This window comes from Lysobacter daejeonensis GH1-9, from assembly GCF_000768355.1.
In the GTDB taxonomy this organism is placed as follows: Bacteria; Pseudomonadota; Gammaproteobacteria; order Xanthomonadales; family Xanthomonadaceae; genus Aerolutibacter; species Aerolutibacter daejeonensis.
In genome coordinates this window covers 32,216-52,181 of the sequence record NZ_AVPU01000005.1, presented here as the reverse complement: position 1 = coordinate 52,181, position 19,966 = coordinate 32,216, and the positions used below count along the sequence as shown (strand labels likewise).

The 19,966-nt window shown below is 67.9% G+C and carries 13 protein-coding genes and 1 riboswitch; of the genes, 9 read left to right on the top strand and 4 right to left on the bottom strand.

What is annotated here, in order from left to right; all coding sequences use genetic code 11:
* The first annotated feature begins 118 nt into the window (after positions 1 to 118).
* The 5 genes from N800_RS04230 to htpG all read left to right on the top strand — a co-directional run bounded on the left by N800_RS04230 (position 119) and on the right by htpG (position 13,032).
* Positions 119 to 5,491 (top strand): HAMP domain-containing protein, encoded by a 5,373-nt coding sequence (locus N800_RS04230; RefSeq protein WP_084087192.1) that lies wholly within the window; start codon positions 119 to 121, stop codon positions 5,489 to 5,491.
* Positions 5,476 to 7,191 carry a response regulator gene (locus N800_RS04225; RefSeq protein ID WP_198032469.1) on the top strand — a complete coding sequence of 572 codons (1,716 nt, stop codon included), beginning with the start codon at positions 5,476 to 5,478 and terminating at the stop codon, positions 7,189 to 7,191. Before N800_RS04230 ends, N800_RS04225 begins: the two co-directional genes overlap by 16 nt.
* Positions 7,192 to 7,199: 8 nt before the next feature.
* Entirely contained in the window at positions 7,200 to 7,865 is a 666-nt protein-coding gene (locus N800_RS04220) for a sensor histidine kinase (RefSeq protein WP_198032468.1), read from the top strand.
* A 109-nt stretch (positions 7,866 to 7,974) separates the two neighbouring features.
* Positions 7,975 to 8,083: riboswitch (glycine riboswitch) on the top strand.
* Positions 8,084 to 8,122: 39 nt separating this feature from the next.
* Positions 8,123 to 11,008: an aminomethyl-transferring glycine dehydrogenase gene (gcvP, locus tag N800_RS04215; protein WP_036135262.1), complete on the top strand. Its 2,886-nt coding sequence runs from the start codon at positions 8,123 to 8,125 to the stop codon at positions 11,006 to 11,008.
* 119 nt (positions 11,009 to 11,127) lie between these two features.
* Positions 11,128 to 13,032 (top strand): molecular chaperone HtpG, encoded by a 1,905-nt coding sequence (htpG, locus tag N800_RS04210; RefSeq protein ID WP_036135261.1) that lies wholly within the window; start codon positions 11,128 to 11,130, stop codon positions 13,030 to 13,032.
* Positions 13,033 to 13,231: 199 nt separating this feature from the next.
* Here htpG and N800_RS04205 read toward each other — a convergent pair whose 3' ends face one another.
* The 4 genes from N800_RS04205 to N800_RS04190 all read right to left on the bottom strand — a co-directional run bounded on the left by N800_RS04205 (position 13,232) and on the right by N800_RS04190 (position 16,661).
* Positions 13,232 to 13,525 carry a hypothetical protein gene (locus tag N800_RS04205; protein WP_052107906.1) on the bottom strand — a complete coding sequence of 98 codons (294 nt, stop codon included), beginning with the start codon at positions 13,523 to 13,525 and terminating at the stop codon, positions 13,232 to 13,234.
* A gap of 240 nt (positions 13,526 to 13,765) precedes the next feature.
* A complete protein-coding gene (locus N800_RS04200; RefSeq protein WP_036135260.1) occupies positions 13,766 to 14,200 on the bottom strand; it encodes a DUF1810 domain-containing protein in 435 nt (144 codons plus the stop codon).
* Between the two features lie 3 nt (positions 14,201 to 14,203).
* Positions 14,204 to 15,076, bottom strand: coding sequence for a patatin-like phospholipase family protein (locus N800_RS04195; protein ID WP_052107905.1), 873 nt, complete (start codon positions 15,074 to 15,076; stop codon positions 14,204 to 14,206).
* 22 nt (positions 15,077 to 15,098) lie between these two features.
* Positions 15,099 to 16,661 carry an FAD-dependent oxidoreductase gene (locus tag N800_RS04190; protein ID WP_036135259.1) on the bottom strand — a complete coding sequence of 521 codons (1,563 nt, stop codon included), beginning with the start codon at positions 16,659 to 16,661 and terminating at the stop codon, positions 15,099 to 15,101.
* A 195-nt stretch (positions 16,662 to 16,856) separates the two neighbouring features.
* Between N800_RS04190 and folE the strand changes: the two genes are divergently transcribed.
* From folE to N800_RS04170, 4 genes are all read left to right on the top strand, one after another.
* A complete protein-coding gene (gene folE / locus N800_RS04185; RefSeq protein WP_036135258.1) occupies positions 16,857 to 17,483 on the top strand; it encodes a GTP cyclohydrolase I in 627 nt (208 codons plus the stop codon).
* A 64-nt stretch (positions 17,484 to 17,547) separates the two neighbouring features.
* The gene (locus tag N800_RS04180) at positions 17,548 to 18,237 is read left to right on the top strand and encodes an RNA polymerase sigma factor (protein WP_036135257.1); all 690 of its coding nucleotides are present in this window, start codon (positions 17,548 to 17,550) and stop codon (positions 18,235 to 18,237) included.
* A gap of 96 nt (positions 18,238 to 18,333) precedes the next feature.
* Complete coding sequence (locus tag N800_RS04175) at positions 18,334 to 19,257, top strand: rhodanese-like domain-containing protein (RefSeq protein ID WP_036135255.1); 924 nt, start codon at positions 18,334 to 18,336, stop codon at positions 19,255 to 19,257.
* Between the two features lie 121 nt (positions 19,258 to 19,378).
* Positions 19,379 to 19,876 (top strand): hypothetical protein, encoded by a 498-nt coding sequence (locus N800_RS04170; protein WP_156962870.1) that lies wholly within the window; start codon positions 19,379 to 19,381, stop codon positions 19,874 to 19,876.
* Positions 19,877 to 19,966 lie beyond the last annotated feature (90 nt).

The window sequence follows — 19,966 nt, the reverse complement described above, 5'->3', positions numbered from 1 at the left end:
ATTTCACCTACCTGAACAACAGCGTTGTTTCCAGGGGACGTTTGTGACTCAAACCGCCACACCCCGCCGCGCGACGCGGCCTCGCGCTCCCTCCAAACCGCACCAGGATCCGCTGCCGATGATTCTCGCCGCCATGCAGGCGGTGCGTCACGGCGACTTCTCGGTGCAGTTGCCCGCCCACTGGGACGGCATCGAAGGCAAGCTGGCCGAAGCCTTCAACGACATCGTCCTGGCCAACCGTCGCCTCGCCACCGAATTGGATCGTGTCGGCCAGAAGGTCGGTCGCGAAGGCCAGACTCGGCAGCGCATCGCGCTACACCACCGTGAAGGTGCATGGGGCGGCATGGAACACTCGGTCAACGAACTGGTCGACGACCTGCTGCGTCCGGTGGAAACCATCACCGAGGCCATCGCCGGCGTGGCCAAGGGCGACCTGACCCGCACCGTACCGCTGGAATCCAACGGCCGCCCGCTGCAGGGCGAGTTCCTGCGGTCGGCCACGATCGTCAACCGCATGATCGACCAGATGGGCGAATTCAGCTCCGAGGTCACGCGCGTGGCGCTGGAGGTGGGCACCGCTGGACTGCTGGGAGGCCAGGCGAAGGTCAAGGGCGTGTCGGGCGTTTGGCGCGAACTCACCGACTCGGTCAACCAGATGGCGTCCAACCTGACCGCCCAGGTGCGCAACATCGCCGAGGTCACCATCGCCGTGGCCAACGGTGACCTGTCGCGCAAGATCACGGTGGACGTGCGCGGTGAGATCCTGCAGCTGAAGGAGGCCATCAACACGATGGTGGACCAGTTGCGCGGCTTCGCCTCGGAAGTCACGCGCGTGGCGCGCGAAGTAGGCACCGAGGGCAAGCTGGGCGGCCAGGCCATCGTGCCCGGCGTGGCCGGCACGTGGAAGGACCTGACCGACTCGGTCAACTCGCTCGCCTCCAACCTCACCAGCCAGGTGCGCAACATCGCCGAGGTGACCACCGCGGTGGCCAAGGGCGACCTGTCGCGCAAGATCACCGTGGACGTGCGCGGCGAAATCCTGGAGCTGAAGGACACCATCAACACCATGGTGGACCAGCTCAACGGCTTCGCCTCGGAAGTGACGCGCGTGGCCCGTGAAGTGGGCACCGAGGGCCGCCTCGGCGGCCAGGCGCAGGTGCCCGACGTCGCCGGGACGTGGAAGGACCTCACCGACCACGTCAACTCGATGGCCTCGAACCTGACCCTGCAGGTTCGCAACATCGCCGACGTGACCACTGCCGTGGCGCGCGGCGACCTGTCGCGCAAGATCACCGTGGACGTGCGCGGCGAGATCCTGGAGCTGAAGAACACCATCAACACCATGGTGGACCAGCTCAACGGTTTTGCCGCGGAAGTGACGCGCGTGGCGCGCGAAGTAGGCACCGAAGGCCGCCTGGGCGGCCAGGCCGTCGTGCCCGGCGTGGACGGCACGTGGAAGGACCTGACCGACTCGGTCAACGCGATGGCCTCCAACCTCACCACGCAGGTCCGCGCCATTGCCGAGGTCACCACCGCGGTGGCCAAGGGCGACCTCTCACGCAAGATCACCGTGGACGTGCGCGGCGAGATCCAGGAGCTCAAGAGCACCATCAACATGCTGGTGGACCAGCTCAACGGCTTCGCATCGGAGGTCACGCGCGTGGCACGCGAGGTGGGCACCGAGGGACGCCTGGGCGGCCAGGCAGAGGTTCCGGGCGTGGCCGGCACCTGGAAGGATCTGACCGACTCGGTCAACCAGATGGCCTCCAACCTGACCGCGCAGGTGCGCAACATCGCCGAGGTGACCACCGCGGTGGCCAAGGGCGATCTGTCGCGCAAGATCGGCGTGGACGTAAAGGGCGAGATCCTCGAGCTCAAGGACACCATCAACACCATGGTGGACCAGCTCAACGGCTTCGCCTCGGAAGTCACGCGCGTGGCGCGCGAGGTGGGCACCGAGGGCAAGCTGGGCGGCCAGGCCGAGGTGCCGGGCGCCGCAGGCACGTGGCGCGACCTCACCGACAACGTCAACTCGATGGCGTCCAACCTGACCACGCAGGTGCGCAACATCGCCGAAGTGGCCACTGCGGTGGCCAAGGGCGACCTCTCGCGCAAGATCGCGGTGGATGCGAAGGGCGAAATCCTTGAGCTGAAGAACACCCTCAACACCATGGTGGACCAGCTCAACGGCTTCGCCGCGGAAGTGACCCGCGTGGCGCGCGAGGTGGGCACGGAAGGCAAGCTCGGCGGCCAGGCACGCGTACCCGGCGTCGCGGGCACGTGGAAGGACTTGACCGACAACGTCAATTCGATGGCCACCAACCTCACCACCCAGGTGCGCGGCATCGCCAAGGTGGTGACCGCGGTCGCCAACGGCGACCTGCACCAGAAGCTGACCGTGGAGGCCAAGGGCGAAATCGCCGCGCTGGCCGACACCATCAACTCGATGACCGACACGCTGGCCATCTTCGCCGACCAAGTGACCTCGGTAGCCCGCGAGGTGGGCGTGGAAGGCCGCCTGGGAGGCCAGGCCAATGTGCCCGGCACCGCCGGCATCTGGAAGGACCTCACCGCCAACGTGAACCAGCTGGCAGCCAACCTGACCACGCAGGTACGCGCGATTGCCGAGGTCGCCACCGCGGTGACCCAAGGCGACCTCACCCGCTCCATTACCGTGGACGTGCGCGGCGAGCTGTCCGACCTGAAGGACAACATGAACCTGATGATCGGCACCCTGCGCGCGACCACCGAAAGCGGCCGCGAGCAGGACTGGCTGAAGTCCAACCTCGCCCGCTTCAGCGACATGATGCAGGGCCAGCGCGACATGATCACACTGGGCCGCATGCTGCTGTCGGAACTGGCGCCGCTGGTCAACGCCCAGCAGGGCGTGATGTACGTGGTGGAAGGCGACAGCGGGTCGCACACACCCTATCTGCGCCAGCTCGCGGGCTACGCGGACGCCACCACTTCCCCCGCGCAGCGTACGCTGCGCATTGGCGAAGGCCTGATCGGCCAGTGCGCCGCGGAGGGGCGTCTGATCCTGGTGGAGGACGTTCCTCCGGGCACCGTGCAGATCGAATCCGGCCTGCTCAGCGCGGTGCCGCGCAGCGTAGTCGTGCTGCCCGTGCTGTTCGAAGACCAGGTCAAGGCCGTGCTGGAACTGGCCTCGCTGGGCGAGTTCACCCGCTCGCAGCGCGCCTTCCTCGAACAGCTGTCCGGCAGTATCGGCATCGTGTTGAACACCATCGAAGCGACGATGCGGACCGAGCACCTGCTGGCCCAGTCCCAGCAGCTGGCCAAGGAACTGCAGTCGCAGCAGACCGAACTGCAGCAGACCAACGAGGAAATCGCGCTCAAGGCCACCCTGCTGGCCGACCAGAAGGCGGAGGTGGAACAGAAGAACCTGCAGATCGAACAGGCTCGGCGCGCGCTGGAGGAAAAGGCCGCGGAGCTGGCGCTCACCTCGCGTTACAAGTCGGAGTTCCTCGCCAACATGTCGCACGAGTTGCGCACGCCGCTCAACTCGATCCTGATCCTCGGTCAGCAGCTGGCGGAGAATCCGGAAAGCAACCTCAGCAGCCGCCAGATCGAGTTCGCCAAGACCATCCACGCTGCGGGCACCGACCTGCTGCACCTGATCAGCGACATCCTGGATCTGTCCAAGATCGAATCCGGCACCGTCACCGTCGAAAGCGAGGACCTGCGTTTCACCCACCTGCGCGAGAACCTGCTCCGCGGCTTCCGCCACGAGGCCGAACGTCGCCAGCTGGACTTCAGCGTGGAGATCGATCCGGCGCTGGGCTCCTCGCTCAGCACCGACCCCAAGCGCCTGCAACAGATCCTGAAGAACCTGCTGTCCAATGCCTTCAAGTTCACCGAACAAGGCAGCGTGCGATTGCGCGCCTACCCCGCCAAACGCGGTTGGCACCCCGAGCACGACATCCTGTCGCAGGTACCCATGGTGGTGGCGTTCGAGGTCACCGACACCGGCATCGGCATCTCTCCCGAAAAGCAGAAGATCGTGTTCGAGGCCTTCCAGCAGGCCGACGCCGGCACGTCGCGCAAGTACGGCGGCACCGGCCTTGGCCTGGCCATCAGCCGCGAAATCGCCGGCCTTCTGGGAGGCGAGTTGACCTTGTCCAGCAAGGTGGGCGAAGGCAGCACGTTCATCCTGTACCTGCCGCTCAACTACGTGGGCGCCGACCACACCCACAGCGTGCGCGCAGCCAATGCGCAGGCGCTATCGCCACTGCCGGAACTCCCCCCGGCGCCGCCGCGCGAAGCGGTGCCGGACGACCGCGAGTTCGTCACGCAAGGCGAGCCCACGCTGCTTATCGTGGAAGACGATGCGCGCTATGCGACCGTGCTGCGCGACCTCGCCCGCCACAGCGGCTTCCGCGTGCTGGTGGCACACACCGGTGCCGAAGCGCTGCAGCTGGTGCATGACTACCATCCCACGGCGGTCTCACTCGACATCTTCCTGCCCGACATGCTCGGATGGACCGTCCTGGCCAAGCTCAAGCAGGACTCCGGCACGCGCCACATCCCCGTGCAGATCGTCACCGTCGAAGAGGAGCGCCACCAGGGCATCGAGCGCGGTGCGTTCTCCTACCTGGCCAAACCGGCCACGTCGGAGACCATAAGCGCAGCGCTGGAGCGCATCCGCCAGTTCACCCTGCCCCGGGTCAAGAAGCTGCTGGTGGTGGAAGACGATGCTGGCGAGCGCATGAGCATCGAAGAACTGGTCCGCCACGACGACATTTCCGTCGACACGGTCGGCACGGGCACGGAGGCACTCGAGCGTCTGCTACACGACAATTACGACTGCGCCGTGCTCGACCTGCGCCTGCCCGACATGGACGGCTTCGAACTCATCGACCGCATCCAGGCGCGACCGGAACTGCACGACCTGCCCATCGTGGTGTTCACCGGCAAGGACCTGACCGCCGACGAGGACCGCCGCCTGCGCAAGGCCGCGCGCAGCGTGGTCATCAAGGGCGTGGAATCGCCCGAGCGCCTGCTGGATGAAACCGCGCTGTTCCTGCACCGCGTCATCGCCGACCTGCCGCCGGGCAAGCAGAAGATGGTGCAGCGCCTGCACGAGTCCGACGAAGCACTGACCGACAAGCGCGTGCTGGTGGTCGACGACGACGTGCGCAACATCTTCGCCCTGTCCAGCGTGCTTGAGCGTCACGGCATGCACGTGGTCAGCGCCGGCAACGGACAGGAGGCCATCGAGAAGGTGACCAGCGATGGCGACATCGACCTGGTGCTGATGGACATCATGATGCCGGGCATGGACGGCTACGACACGATGCGCGAGATCCGTCGAAACCCCGACCTGCGCGCCCTGCCGATCGTGGCACTGACGGCCAAGGCGATGTCCGGCGACCGCGAGAAATGCCTGGAGGCCGGTGCATCCGACTACCTGGCCAAGCCAGTGGTCACCGACCAGTTGTTGGGAGTACTGCGCCAATGGCTGCATCGCTGACCCCGACCAGCGCGATGGGCACCGATGCGCCACAGGCGCCGGTGAAGATCCTGCTGGTCGATGACCAGCCGGGACGCCTGTTGACGTACCGCACGATCCTAGAGCCGTTGAACGAGACCCTGGTGTCGGTCAACTCCGGCATGGAGGCGCTGAAGCGCCTCATGGCTGACGATTTCGCGGTGATCCTGCTTGACGTCAACATGCCCGAGATGGACGGCTTCGAGACCGCCAGCCTGATCCACCAGCACCCGCGCTTCGAGAAGACGCCCATCATCTTCGTCACCGCGGTCAACGTGACCGACATGGACCGCCTGCGCGGCTACAAGCTCGGCGCGGTGGACTACGTGATGGTGCCGGTGATCCCTGAGATCCTGCGCAGCAAGGTGGAGGTGCTGGCCGAGTTGCACCGCAAGCGGCGCGAACTGCAGGCACTCAACGAGAGCCTGGCGGCGGACAACCAGGCCCTGCAGCGCGAAAAGGCCGCGCAACTGGAGACACTCAACCAATCGCTGCGCGAGGCCAACGAGGCGCTGGCGCTGCGCAACGCCGAGCTGCAGGTCGAGGTGGCCGAGCGTCAACGCATGGAGCAGCAACTGCGCGATGCGGACCAGCGCAAGGATGAGTTCCTCGCCACCCTGGCGCACGAGCTGCGCAACCCGCTGGCGCCACTGCAGAACGCCCTGTCCATCCGACGCATCGGACTGGACGGCCACGCCGATCCGCTGCAGGACACCATGGAACGGCAGATGTACCACCTGGTGCGCCTGATCGACGACCTGCTGGACGTGGCCCGCGTCACCCGCGGCAAGCTGGTGCTGCGCCTGCGCGACACGACCCTTGCCGACGTGCTGGCCACCGCCATCGAGATCGCCACCCCCGCCATCCAGACCGGCCGCCACCGCTTCACCTCCATCCTGCCCACTGACGCACTGCCGCTGCATGCCGACCCCGAGCGGCTGGCGCAGGTCTTCGCCAACGTACTCAACAATGCGGCCAAGTATTCCGATCCCGGCGGTCAGATCCAGCTGGAGGCCCATCGCGAGGACGACACCGCCGTGGTCCGCATCAGCGACCAGGGCATCGGCCTGAGCGCCGACCAGCTCGACACCGTGTTCGAGCTGTTCCGTCAGGTCGACACCGGCGTGGAACGCACCCGTGGCGGTCTGGGAATCGGCCTCACCCTTGTGCGCCAGCTCACCGAGATGCACGGCGGCAAGGTGAGCGTGACCAGCCCGGGCCCCGGCAAGGGCACCACCTTCGAGGTGCTGCTGCCCCTGTGCAACAGCACCAAACCAACCGATGCCCCGGTGCCCCCCTCTCCCGCGAAGCTGCCTCGACACCGCATCCTGGTGGTGGACGACAACCGCGACTCCGCCGACACGCTGGCGATGATGCTGCGCGTCCTGGGACAGGACGCCATCGCCCTGTACGACCCCCTGGCGGTGGAGACGGCGGTGGACAACTACGCACCTACCCTTGCCTTCCTCGACATCGGCATGCCCGGCCGCAGCGGCTATGAGGTGGCCCGTGCATTGCGGGACCGCCATGGCGATACGCTGCGGCTGGTGGCCATCACCGGTTGGGGCCAGCCGGAGGACCGGGCCCGCACCCGCGAGGCCGGCTTCGAGGCCCATGTGGTGAAACCACCTGACGTTGACGCCATCCGGCGGATCCTTGCGGGCCATCCCCTGCCCGAATGAGCGCCCCCTTGACCACCTCCGAACGCTCCGCCTGGATGGATCGGCTGGCCCACGACCTGCGCGGACCACTCTCGCCGCTGACCACGGCGGCGAGGCTGCTGCGCGATCCCGGCCTGGCCGAGGCCGACCGTCGCGAGCTGCTGGACGTGGTGGACCGCCAATGCGCGCGTCTTGGCAGCATGATCGACGAGGTCAGCGACTGGATGCGCGCCGAGAAGGGCCGCCTCATCGTCCGCCAGGAACCGCACGAACTGCAGATGCTGCTGGCCAACGTCACCTTCGGGCTGCGCCCGCCGCCGGTCGTGCATGTCACGCCGGAAGCCGAGTCCGCGGTGGTGCGGAGCGACTCGCTGCGCCTGGGCCAACTGCTGCGCATCCTGCTGACCCAGCACCTCGACCCCAATCGGCAGCCCGGTGATGTGTATGTCACGGTACCGTCTCCCAACCGGGTGCGACTGTCTCGGCTGATCCCGTTCAGCAACGCGGGCGACCTGGACTGCGAGCAACTGCTGCTGCACCCGTGGCCCGAGCCCGGCGATGGCGGCCTGGGCCTGTCCCTGCCGATCGCCCGAGCCATCGCCGAGGCCCATGGCGGTACCCTGACCTGCCGTACGGAAGGCGGGGACGCCATCGAATTAGCGGTCGAACTCCCCACCGTTCCGGCCGGGGTATAATCACTAAGCTCCATGCACGCGGTGGGAGAAGCGGCAACCCGGTTTGACCGGGCCGGCCGCTGCCGAAGGCGTAACGCCCGTAATCGCTCAGGCCCCCGTACCACTCCGTGCGAGCAACTCTGGAGAGACCGGTCCAACCCGGCGCCGAAGGTGCAAGCAGCGTCTCCACCCTCCCCCGGGTGCTGCAAACTCTCAGGCAAAAGGACAGAGGGGCGCCTCGCGTGCGGCACCGCACGTATGCCTTCGGACGCCCTTCCATGAGCCAGAACCCCTCTTTGCGCGCGCTTGAGCACCACGATGCCTTCATCGAGCGCCACATCGGCCCCAACGACGCCGAAATCGCCACAATGCTGTCGGTGGTCGGCCACGACTCGCTGGAAGCGCTGACCGACGCCATCGTCCCGGCGTCCATCAAGTCCGCCACGCCGCTGGCCCTGCCGCAGGCCGTGACCGAAGTCGAAGCGCTGGCCAAGATCCGCGCCGTCGCCGACAAGAACCAGGTCTTCCGCAGCTTCATCGGCCAGGGCTATTACGGCACCCACACCCCCAACGTCATCCTGCGCAACGTGCTGGAGAACCCGGCGTGGTACACGGCGTACACGCCGTACCAGGCCGAGATCTCGCAGGGCCGCATGGAGGCGCTGATCAACTTCCAGACCATGTGCGCCGACCTGACGGGCATGGAGATCGCCAACGCGTCGCTGCTGGACGAAGCCACCGCCGCCGCCGAGGCGATGACGCTGGCCAAGCGCTCGTGCAAGAGCAAGTCCAATGTCTTCTTCGTCTCCAACGGCGTGCACCCGCAGACGCTGGAAGTGCTGAAGACCCGCGCCGAGCCGCTGGAGATCGAGCTGGTCATCGGTGACGACGCCGACGCCATCACCACCGACGCGTTCGGCGTGCTGCTGCAGTACCCCAACACCTTCGGCCAGGTCAACGACTACAAGGCGCTGGCCGATGCCGTGCACGCGCGCGGCGGCCTCGTCGCCGTGGCCACCGACATCCTCGCGCTGACCCTGATCGCCGCGCCGGGCGAATGGGGCGCCGACATCGTGGTCGGCAATACCCAGCGCTTCGGCGTGCCGTTCGGTTTCGGCGGTCCGCACGCCGCGTTCATGGCCTGCCGCGACGCCTACAAGCGCTCCATGCCGGGCCGCCTGATCGGCGTGTCGGTGGACACCGAAGGCAAGCCGGCCTACCGCCTGACCCTGCAGACCCGCGAGCAGCACATCCGCCGCGAGAAGGCCACGTCCAACATCTGCACCGCGCAGGTGCTGCTGGCCGTCATGGCCTCGATGTACGCCGTGTACCACGGCCCGGAAGGCCTGGTCCGCATCGCCCGCCGCACCCATCGCCTGGCCAGCATCCTGGCCGGCGCGCTGCGCTTTGCCGGCGTCACCGTGGGCCCGGACTTCTTCGACACCCTGCACGTGCTGGGCGTCGATGCCGAGGCCGTCCACGCCAAGGCCAAGGCCGCGCGCATCAACCTGCGTCGCATCGACGGCAACAGCGTGGGCATCAGCCTGGACGAGACCACCACCCGCGATGACGTCGTCGCCATCGCCGGGCTGTTCGGCGCCACCATCGCCGACATCGACGTGATGGACGCCAGCACCGCCGACGAACTGCCGGCCGGCCTGCTGCGCACCAGCGCGTTCCTGACCCACCCGGTCTTCAATACGCACCACAGCGAGCACGAGCTGCTGCGCTACCTGCGCTCGCTGGCCGACAAGGACCTGGCGATGGACCGCACGATGATCCCGCTGGGCTCGTGCACCATGAAGCTCAACGCCACCGCCGAGATGATCCCGGTGACGTGGCCGGAGTTCGGCAACATCCACCCGCTGGCCCCGGCCGAGCAGACCCAGGGCTACTTCGAGCTGATCGACGGCCTGGAAAAGATGCTGGTGGAGTGCACCGGCTATGACAATGTCAGCCTGCAACCCAACTCCGGCGCGCAGGGCGAGTACGCCGGCCTGCTGGCCATCCGCGCCTACCACCAGGCCAACGGCCAGACCCAGCGCGACATCTGCCTGATCCCGGAATCGGCGCACGGCACCAACCCGGCGTCGGCCCAGATGTGCGGCATGACCGTGGTCGTGACCAAGTGCGACAGCAACGGCAACGTGGACGTGGAAGACATCCGCGCCAAGGCCGAGAAGTACAGCGACCGCCTGGCCGCGATCATGATGACCTACCCGTCCACGCACGGCGTGTTCGAGGAGGACGTGGTCGAGATCTGCAAGATCGTGCATGACCACGGCGGCCAGGTGTACACCGACGGCGCCAACATGAACGCGCTGGTCGGCGTGGCCAAGCCCGGCAAGTGGGGCAGCGACGTGTCGCACCTCAACCTGCACAAGACCTTCTGCATCCCGCACGGTGGCGGCGGCCCGGGCGTCGGCCCGTGCGCGGTGAAGTCGCACCTGGCCCCGTACCTGCCCAAGGCGTTTGGCGCTGACGGCGCACGCACCGAAGGCGTGGGCAACGGCGCGATGGTGTCGGCGGCCACCTTCGGCAGCGCCAGCATCCTGCCGATCAGCTGGATGTACGTGACCATGATGGGCAGCCAAGGCCTGCGCAAGGCCACCCAGGTGGCGCTGCTCAACGCCAACTACATCGCCAAGCGCCTGGCCCCGCACTACAAGACGCTGTACACCGGCCGCAACGGGCTGGTGGCGCACGAGTGCATCCTCGACCTGCGCCCGCTGAAGGACGCCACCGGCATCGGTGCCGAGGACGTGGCCAAGCGCCTGATCGACTTCGGCTTCCACGCCCCCACCCTGAGCTTCCCGGTGTCGGGCACGCTGATGGTGGAGCCGACCGAAAGCGAATCGCAGTACGAGCTGGACCGTTTCATCGACGCGATGATCCAGATCCGCGAGGAGATCCGCGCGGTGGAGGAAGGCAAGCTCGACGCCGAGGACAACCCGCTGAAGAACGCCCCGCACACCGCGACCATGGTGATGGGCGCCGAGTGGACCCACGGCTACAGCCGTGAGGCCGCCGTGTTCCCGCTGGCCACCCTCAAGCAGCAGAAGTACTGGCCGCCGGTTTCGCGCGTGGACAACGTGTACGGCGACAAGAACGTCATGTGCGCATGCATCCCGGTGGATGCGTACAAGGACGAAGTGGAGGCGTAAGCCACCCGCCCGCAACACGACAGAAGCCCCGCCCCGTGCGGGGCTTCTGCTTTCTGGCGCTTGAAATCCGCCTGCCGGCACCCACGTTCACGGCAGATCCCTCCATGCCCCCAAAGGCCATGACCACCCAGACCGAAACCCACCGTTTCCAGGCCGAGGTCCAGCAAGTCCTGCACCTGGTCACGCATTCGCTGTACTCCAACAAGGACGTGTTCCTGCGCGAACTGGTCTCCAACGCCGCCGACGCCTGCGACAAGCTGCGCTTCGAAGCCCTGCAGGACGCCACCCTGTACGGTGACCAGCCCGAGCTGGCCATCGACATCACCTGGGACAAGGACGCGCGCACGCTCACCCTGCGCGACAGCGGCATCGGCATGAGCCGCGACGAGCTGATCGGCAACCTCGGCACCATCGCCCGCTCGGGCACGCGCAAGTTCATCGAGGCGCTTTCCGCACAGCAGAAGGCCGACGCGCAGCTGATCGGCCAATTCGGCGTGGGCTTCTACTCTGCGTTCGTGGTAGCCGACAAGGTGGTGGTGGAAAGCCGCCGCGCCGGTACGGACGAGGCCTGGCGCTGGACCTCCAGCGGCGAAGGCGAATTCGCGCTGGAACCGGCGGACACCGTCGCCCGCGGCACCACCGTCACCCTGCACCTCAAGGATGGCGAGGACGAGTATCTGGACGGCTGGCGCCTGCGCGAGCTGGTGCGCCGCTACTCCGACCACATCGGTTTCCCGATCCGCATGCCCAAGGAAAAGTGGGGCAACGACGAGCATGCCAGTGATGAAGCAAAGGCCGAGGACGTCAGCGAACTGGAAGCGGTGAACCAGGCCTCCGCGCTGTGGACCCGCCCCAAGGCCGAACTAAGCGACGCCGACTACCAGGCCTTCTACAAGCACATCAGCCACGACTTCAACGAGGCGCTGGCGTGGACCCACAACCGGGTGGAAGGCAACCAGAACTTCACCTCGCTGGTGTACCTGCCCAGCAAGGCACCGTTCGACTTCCAGTACAACCGCGACGAGCGCCGCGGCCTGAAGCTGTACGTCAAGCGTGTCTTCATCATGGACGCGGCCGAACAAATGCTGCCGGCCTACCTGCGCTTCGTGCACGGCGTGCTGGACTCCGACGACCTGCCGCTCAACGTCTCGCGCGAGTTGCTGCAGGGCAACCGCCAGCTGGACAAGCTGAAGTCCGCACTGGTGAAGCGCACGCTGGACCTGCTGGACAGGGTGGCGCGCGACGAGGCCGACAAGTACGAGGGCTTCTGGCGCGAGTTCGGCAACGTGCTGAAGGAAGGCCTCGCCGAAGACCACGGCAACCGCGAACGCATCGCCAAGCTGCTGCGCTTCGCCTCCACGCGCAGTGAGAAGGCGGACGACCTGACCTCGCTGGATGCCTACGTGGAGCGCATGCAGGCGGGCCAGAAGGCGATTTACTTCCTGACCGCCGATGGCTGGAACGCCGCGCGCAACAGCCCGCAGCTGGAAGCGCTGCGCGCCCGCGGCATCGAGGTACTGTTGCTGCACGAGCGCATCGACGACTGGGCCATCGGCCACCTGCACGAGTACGCCAGCAAGCCGCTGCGCCACGTCGGCAAGGGCGACCTCGACCTGGGCGACCTGGACAGCCCGCAGGACAAGGAAAAGCGCGAAGCCGACGCCAAGGCCGCCGCGCCCCTGGTCGAGGCCGTGAAGGGCCTGCTGGGCGACCGGGTGAAGGACGTGCGCGTGTCCACCCGCCTGACCGACTCCCCCGCCTGCCTGGTGCTGGAGGAGTACGACGTCTCGCTGCACCTGCAGCAACTGCTGCGCGCGGCTGGACAGCCGGTGCCCGTCAGCAAGCCGGTGCTGGAGATCAACCCCGGCCATCCGCTGTTGAAGCGGCTGGAGGGCCAGCAGGACGGCATGGGCCGCGAGGACCTCGCGTTGCTGCTGCTGGAACAGGCGCAACTGGCCGAGGGCAACGCGCTGGACGACCCTGCCGCGTTCATCCAGCGGGTGAATCGCCTGCTGGTGACATAAATAGCGGGTGCGGCGGGCGAGTCACTCGTCCGCCGCACAGGCAAGCACACGTGCACGAACACACTCACCTTCGCATCCACGCAGGCGGAAACCAGTGCATCACGCACTGAACAGGCCCGCAGCACGATGATCTGAACGGCGGGAGGCACAAGAAGAAAGGCGCCTCAAGGGCGCCTTTCTTCTTGGCGGTCGTGCAGGATCAACGACCGTCGCGGTCGGCGTCACCTGGCATCGCGCGCTCCAGCACGTGCCAGCCATCGCGCACGGCCTCCTTGGCTTCATTCCAGGCCAGGCGCGAGGTGGCCCGGGCCTTGTCCCAACCCCGCTCCAGATCGTTCTCGATCTGGTCGAAGGTACGACCAGCGCGTGTGTTGTAGCTTTTCTCGGCGTAGCGGTAGGCCGGCTCGTAATCATCCCACGCCATGTCCTTACGGTAGTACGGCGTGTTGTTGTACGTCTTCTGGAAGTGCTCGGTGTAGGTATTGTGCTTCATCAGGTCAGACTCCTTTGCTGCTGGGTCCATGGCTGGACAGGGCCGCTGCGATTGCAGCGAAGCCGCACATGGCGACGCGATCCAAGGTACGGATCAACGCGGAAAGGCCCGGTGATATGAATGCGGCGAAGCTCGCGACCTCGCGTTAACGATTGCTGCCGGTTCAGTTGCGTGAAGTGGCCTTCGCGGAGGGAGCGTCTCGTCGCTTCAGCGCGGAACGTGTCAGGAGCGCGCATGAACTCAATGCTTGTGATCGGACAACAGCTCCAAGGTGCGCGCATCGGGAACGCCGTCGTAGAACTGGCGCATGGCCTGCGCGAACTCCGGCACATGCGGAGCCACGCTCATGAACAGCGTGAGGCACGAGCGGAACTTCATCGCGTCCACAGCACCAAGGATCTCCTCCACAGTGGCTCCGCGATGGCCCATCATGGCCTGCACGCATTCCAACAACCGACGCCCCAACACCGGATGAGCCAGGTACGCCCGTGCTTCTTCCGCGTCGGCCAGGCCGTAGCGCTCGGCCATCGGGCTGCGCCCAAGGCCACGCAACTGCGGCAACACGAACCACATCCAGTGCGACTGCTTGCGACCGCCGCGGAGCTCCTCCAGCGCGTCGTCATACGTGTCCCGCTGGGCATCGACGAACCGCTGGAGGGCGAAGATCGGGGCCATGCATCACCTCCTGGCATGTCGGTGGGGCGTCAACGCCCAATGTGGATCCTGCTCCGGCAGGCCATGGCGCAGCCAGTGCCGCGTGGCCGTGTCGGCGCGCTCGATCAGGTGGCGGCACTGAGTGAAGTCGTACGCGTGGATGTCCAGCGGGCACAGCGGCGGCACTACAACCAGCGTGCAACGCGCCGCGTACCGGTCGATGTCGGCCAGCAACTGTCGCATCGTCAACAAATTCAGCGCGTGCAGGGCAATCGCCAGCGCACCGCGCGGCGGCGACTCCAGCGCACACGATGTGCCGGTTGGCAGCACCACCACGCGCGTGGCGCCCAGTCCGACGGCCACCGCGATCGGCGTGCCGATTGCGATGCCGCCGTCCATCAGCGGGCGCTCACCAATGGTCACGGACGGGAACACGGCGGGCACCGCCGCACTCGCCAGCAGCGCCTCCACCGCGTCACCCTGCGATAGCGTCACCTCGGTGCCGTCCAGTGCGTCGGTCGCGACCACATGACACGGCAGCGCGGCCTGCTCCAGTTTCCGATACGGCAGCTCCGCTTCGAGCAGCGCCCGCAGCGCGGACGGCACGGCAAGATGATCGCGATGCCCCAGCAGGCACGCCAATGCGCGCAGATAGGTGAACGGGAACACGTCCTCGCGGCGCACGCCAGACCACAGCCGCTCCAATCGCGCGATGCCCTCGGCATCCGGCGCACCGGCAAAGTACGCCGCGTTGATCGCACCCACCGATGCCCCCACCACCAGGTCGGGCGCGATGCCGGCGTCGTGCAGCGCCTTTAGCATGCCCACCTGTACCGCGCCGAGGCTGCCGCCGCCGGTCAGGACAAAGGCGGTCTTCGCGGGCGCGGTGGCGTGCATGTCATCCGTCCAAGCCGCGCTGTCAGGCCCGCTGGCCCGCGCCGCGCCGCGTGGCCTCGCGCAGCTCCGCCTCCAGCGCGAGGTTCTCCACATCGCGGCCCACTGACGCGGCGGCCACCAGTTCGCCCCCGCGCAGGTAGCGCGCGGTGAAGTCGCGGCCAGCCAGCGTGCCGTCCATCCGCACATCGTCCCAGTCGGTGGCATGGCCGACGTAACGCAGTTCCACACCGTAGTGGTGGGTCCAGAAGAACGGCACTTCGATGAACGGCTCGTCGGCGCCCATCAGATTGGCGGCTGCGGCCTGTCCCTGTCGCTGCGCGTGCACCCAATGCTCCACGCGGATCAGGTCGCCGCGATGGGGATAGCGCGCCACGTCGCCGGCGGCGTAATGGTGCGCGATGGAGGTTTCCAGCCGCTGGTCGACCAGCACGCCATCCTGCACCGCAACGCCCGCTGCTTCGGCCAGCTGCGTGCGCGGCACCACACCTGCACCGACGATCAGCACATCGGCAGGCACCTGCTCGCCGCTGCCCAGCGTCAACGTGCGGCCGTCATAGCCGACCGCGCTGGCCTGCAGGTGGAACACCACGCCCTGCTCGCGGTGCAGGTCCGTCACGAAACCGCCCACTTCGCCGCCCAGCGCACGCGCCATCGGCACCGCCTCGGGCGCCACCACGTGCACCGCCAGCCCACGCGCGCGCAGTGCGGCGGCGGCCTCCATGCCGATGAAGCCCGCGCCGAGCAACGCCACCGAACGCGCGCCCTCGCTGGCGGCGATGATGGCGCGCGCGTCGGCCAGCGAACGCAACACGAACACGTTGGTTCGGTCGAAGCCTGGCAATGCCAAGCGACGCGGCTCCGCGCCGGTGGCGAGCAGCAGCGCGTCGTAGCCGGTGCGCGCGCCGTCGGTGGTCAACACCTCGCGCGCGTCCGCGTCGATGGCGCCCACCGTGCACGCCAGGCGCAGGTCGATGCCGTGGTCGGCGTAGAACTGCGCGTCCTGCAGCGGAATCCAGTCCTCCGGCGCGGTGCCGGCCAGGTAATCCTTGGACAGGTTGGGCCGGTCGTACGGCGCCGCGTGGTCGTCGCTGAACATGGTCAGGTCGCCATCGAAGCCGCGTTCGCGCAATCGTAGCGCGGCCGCGTACCCGGCCGCGCCGCCGCCGACAATCGCGATGCGCCGCGGTAAAGGACGCGGCGCCGCGTCCTTCGTTGCGGCGCGCACCGTAGCTGCGGCTGCCACCGCCTGCTGTCCGCGCACGAAGGCCGTGTCGCCCACCACCTCCACCCGGAACACCGGCAACCCGGCGAAGGCCGGTGCATGCAGCGCCGCCCCCGTCCGCAGGCTGAAGCAGGCGTGGTGCCACGGGCAGCGCACCTCGCCGTCGGAGACACGCCCCTCGGCCAGCGGCGCACCGTAATGGGTGCAGCGGCCGCCGACGGCGTGCAGGCCGTCCTCCAGCCGCGCCAGCAGCACAGGCTCGCCATCGACGTGTCCGGCCAGCGCACCCGCGGCGGGAATGTCCGACAGGAGCACCCCCAGGGTCAGGTCGGGGCCCGGCGGTGGGGTATCGGTGTGTGCCATGGCATGACTCCTTTCTCGGGGACATCGGGTTACGGTGGGTCAGGCGCGGATTCCACGACGCGGCCGCATCTCCGGGCTGCATGGATTGGATGCACCAGTGGCGTCAGGGTTCCCGCCAGCACGCCAGCGCCCGCGGGAACCTCACCTGCCCTGCTGCATCTACCGGAATATCCTTGCCATTGAGGTCACGCCGCCATGCTCGATGCCCGCCTGCATTCCGTCGATTCCACCGTCCCCGCGCGGGGCCCGGCGGCGGGCGAGCCGCGTCCCAGTCGCCAGGAAGCCGAGGCCGCGGTCCGCACCCTGATCCGCTGGGCCGGCGACCATCCCGGCCGCGAAGGCCTGCTCGACACCCCCGCCCGCGTGGTCCGCGCCTACGAGGAGTGGTTCGGCGGCTACGCGCTCGACCCGGAAGTGATCCTGGGTCGCCACTTCGACCGCGCCGGCTACGACGACGTCGTGCTGCTGCGCGACATCCCGGTACGCTCGGTGTGCGAGCACCACATGGCCGCGATCCGCGGCGTCGCCCACGTCGCCTACCTGCCGGGCGAGCGCGTGGTCGGCATCTCCAAGCTGGCCCGGCTGGTGGACGCCTACGCCCGCCGCCTGCAGATCCAGGAGCGGCTGACCGCGGAGATCGCCGACACCTTGCAGCACGTGCTGCAGCCGCGCGGGGTGGCCGTGGTGGTGCAGGCCAGCCACGACTGCATCGCCTCGCGCGGGGTGGGCATGCACGGGGTGGCGATGGTGACCCGGCGCCTGCTCGGCCGCTTCGAGCAGGAGCCCTACCGCACCGACGTCCTCGCCGCGCTGGCGGTGTGAGCGGGAACCCCGGCCGGGAACCCCAGGCCCATCCCCGCGTCCAATGCACACAAGAGGCCCCACCATGCACCCGTCCGACACCCCGCTCGCCCTCGACTACGCCGCGCTGGACGACACCGCGCTGGCCCACCGCGTGCAGGCCGGCGACCGCGACGCCTTCCGCCAGATCATGCGCCGCTGCAACCAACGCCTGTTCCGCGTGGCGCGCAGCGTGGTGCATGACGATGCCGAAGCCGAGGACGTCGTCCAGGCCGCCTACGTCAACGCGTACGAAAAGATCGCCAGCTTCCGTGGCGATGCCTCGCTGGCCACGTGGCTGACGCGCGTGGTGCTCAACGAAGCACATGGCCGCCTGCGCCAGCGGCGCCCCACGATGGACATCGAGGCGATGGACAAGACCCTCCACGACGACAGCCGCGTCATCCCCTTCCCCGGGCGCAGCGGCGGTGACGACCCGGTCTCCGCCGCCGCCCGCGCGGAAGTGCGCCGGCTGCTGGAGCGCGCCATCGACGCCCTGCCCGAACCGTTCCGAGTGGTGTACGTCATGCGCGAGATCGAGGAATGCACGGTGGAGGAAACCGCGACCAGCCTCGGCCTGCGCTCGGAGACGGTGAAGACACGCCTGCACCGCGCCCGCCGGCTGCTGCGCGCCGCGCTGCACGACACCCTGGCGGCGACCGTGGCCGGCGCGTTCCCGTTCCTCGGCGCGCGCTGCGACCGCATGACCGAGGCGGTGATGCAGCGCCTGCGCTGAGCGTTCCGCCCACGCACCGCACCGATCCGCGCGCGGCACACCATCGTCGCGCGCGCTGGGTGACACTGGTCGCCCCGACCACGGCGTGCCGCCCATATGGACGCACTGCTCCACCTGATCCAGCACTACGGCCTATGGGTCGTCTTCATCGCCGTCCTGCTGGACCAGGGCGGTCTGCCGGTGCCCGCGTTCCCACCGATCATCGTGGCCAGCGCGATGGCGGTGGAGTCGCAGCAGCCGCTGTGGCCCATCGTGCTGGTGGCGGCGCTGGCCGCGTTGCTGGCCGATGGCCTGTGGTATGCCGGCGGGCGCCGCTTCGGCGCGCACCTGGTGCGGCTGATGTGCCGGATGTCGCTATCGCCAGACTCATGCGTGGCCACCACGCGCGACACCTATGCGCGCTGGGGCGCACCGTCGCTGGTGGTGGCCAAGTTCATCCCCGGCTTCGCCGCGCTGGCCACCACGCTGGCCGGGCAGACGCGCACCGGGTTGGCGCGATTCGCGCTTTACGACGGCCTCGGTGCCGCACTGTGGGCACTGGTGGCAGTGGGTACCGGCGCGCTGTTCCATGACGCGGTGAACGATGTGCTGGCGCAGCTGGAATCACTCGGCCACATCGGCTTGCTTGTGTTGCTGGGCGCCGTCGTGTTGTTCATCGCCTACAAACTGTGGAAGCGCCAACGCTTCATCCGCCTGATCCGCATGGCGCGCATCTCGGTGCCGGAACTGCAGCAGTTGTTCGACGATGGCGCCGTGCCGCTGGTGCTGGACGTGCGCCCCAGCGCGCAGCGCGAGGCGTCGGGCTGGATTCCCGGCGCGGTGCTGGCCGCGCACGTGGCCGAGCTGGACGTCGCGCCGCAGCATGAAGTGATCGTGTACTGCGATTGCCCCAACGAAGCGTCCGCGGCCAAGCTGGCGCGTGAGCTGAAGCAGCGCGGGTTCAAACGCGTGCGGCCGCTGGCCGGTGGCTTCGAAGCGTGGCACGCACACGGAATGCCGGTGGAGCGCGTGCGGGCCTGACACCCGTTTGTCGCGCGCCCGACGATGAACGGGGCGCCCGTTGACCGCAAGAGTGGAGGGCCGGCGTTGGCTTGGTCGACGAGCGATGCTCGGCCCCCACCTTCGCGACGAGGACTACACGATGAAAAGGCAATCGCTGCTGCTGGCCGCCACTTTGGTTGCGGGCGCGTTCTGCGCCCCCGTGGCGGTCGCAGGCGAGGATGACCGGTTGAATTCCCTGGTCAATGAATTGCGCCACGCCACCGCACCGTTCCATTCGATCGACGCCGCCGGCGCCGCAGGATGGGCCACGCCGTTGACCGGCTGCATCGCCCACCCGGACCCCGCGGTGGGCGGCATGGGCTACCACTACGCCAACGAAACCGAACTGGCCGACGGCACCGTGGACCCGCTGCGGCCCGAGGTGCTGGTCTATGCGCCCAAGCCGGGCGGTGGCCTGCAACTCGTGGCCGTGGAGTACATCGTGTTCACCCAGTTGAACCCCGTCCCGCCGGAGTTGTTCGGGCAGACGTTCCACTTGAACCCCGGCATCAACGCATGGGTCCTGCATGCCTGGGTCTGGAAGCACAACGCATCGGGGCTGTTCGCCGATTTCAACCCCGGAGTGAAGTGCCCGTAAGCGTGAGCGCGCGTTCGTGCCAAAACGGCGGGCGCGCCTTCATCGCTCTGCATGCGTACCCACGCGGGAAGCACCGCGCATCGATGTGAG

Coding starts and splice junctions, on each gene's coding strand:
- N800_RS04225 (WP_198032469.1), top strand. CDS start 5,476: ATGGCTGCATCGCTGACCCCGACCAGCGCGATGGGCACCGATGCGCCA.
- htpG (WP_036135261.1), top strand. CDS start 11,128: ATGACCACCCAGACCGAAACCCACCGTTTCCAGGCCGAGGTCCAGCAA.
- N800_RS04175 (WP_036135255.1), top strand. CDS start 18,334: ATGGACGCACTGCTCCACCTGATCCAGCACTACGGCCTATGGGTCGTC.
- gcvP (WP_036135262.1), top strand. CDS start 8,123: ATGAGCCAGAACCCCTCTTTGCGCGCGCTTGAGCACCACGATGCCTTC.
- N800_RS04205 (WP_052107906.1), bottom strand. CDS start 13,525: ATGAAGCACAATACCTACACCGAGCACTTCCAGAAGACGTACAACAAC.
- folE (WP_036135258.1), top strand. CDS start 16,857: ATGCTCGATGCCCGCCTGCATTCCGTCGATTCCACCGTCCCCGCGCGG.
- N800_RS04190 (WP_036135259.1), bottom strand. CDS start 16,661: ATGGCACACACCGATACCCCACCGCCGGGCCCCGACCTGACCCTGGGG.
- N800_RS04170 (WP_156962870.1), top strand. CDS start 19,379: ATGAAAAGGCAATCGCTGCTGCTGGCCGCCACTTTGGTTGCGGGCGCG.
- N800_RS04230 (WP_084087192.1), top strand. CDS start 119: ATGATTCTCGCCGCCATGCAGGCGGTGCGTCACGGCGACTTCTCGGTG.
- N800_RS04180 (WP_036135257.1), top strand. CDS start 17,548: ATGCACCCGTCCGACACCCCGCTCGCCCTCGACTACGCCGCGCTGGAC.
- N800_RS04195 (WP_052107905.1), bottom strand. CDS start 15,076: ATGCACGCCACCGCGCCCGCGAAGACCGCCTTTGTCCTGACCGGCGGC.
- N800_RS04200 (WP_036135260.1), bottom strand. CDS start 14,200: ATGGCCCCGATCTTCGCCCTCCAGCGGTTCGTCGATGCCCAGCGGGAC.